We start from the raw sequence: 578 nt of genomic DNA, 5'->3' as shown, positions 1-578 counted from the left end.
CTCTTCACGCCCGAAGTGTCCGTATGTCGCCGTCTTGCGGTATATCGGGCGTAAGAGATCAAGCATCTTGATGATGCCTTTCGGTCGGAGATCGAAAACCTCGAGAACAAGGCGCTCGATCCTTTTTTCCTCGATCCTTGCGGTTCCGAAGGTATTGACCATGACAGAAACCGGACTGGCCACGCCGATCGCGTAGGCAAGCTGAACCTCGCAGACCTCCGCAAGGCCGCTGGCAACGATGTTCTTCGCGACATACCGGGCGGCATAGGCCGCCGAGCGGTCAACCTTGGATGGGTCCTTGCCCGAAAAGGCACCGCCGCCGTGACGCCCGGTTCCACCATAGGAATCGACGATGATCTTCCGTCCAGTGAGGCCGCAGTCGCCGGCAGGCCCACCGACCACGAACCGCCCTGTTGGGTTGACCAGAAATCTGATCCCCGAAGTATCCAGGTGGGTCGGCAGGACCGGTTTTATGATCTCCTCAATGACGCCTTCGCGGACCGTGGCTTGTGAGACCGCCTCGTCATGCTGCGTCGACAGGACTATGGTATCCAGCGCCACCGGGCGGAGCCCTTCGT

1 protein-coding gene is annotated in these 578 nt (G+C 60.0%); it reads right to left on the bottom strand.

Going from position 1 to position 578, the window contains the following annotated elements; all coding sequences use genetic code 11:
- Window positions 1-578, bottom strand: a 578-nt coding sequence (metK, locus tag EOA85_RS36790; protein ID WP_127212839.1) for a methionine adenosyltransferase, incomplete at both ends; no start/stop codon positions are given.

This window comes from Mesorhizobium sp. M5C.F.Ca.IN.020.29.1.1, assembly GCF_003997375.1.
GTDB classification, from domain to species: Bacteria; Pseudomonadota; Alphaproteobacteria; order Rhizobiales; family Rhizobiaceae; genus Mesorhizobium; species Mesorhizobium wenxiniae.
This window is presented reverse-complemented; position numbering and strand designations above follow the sequence as displayed.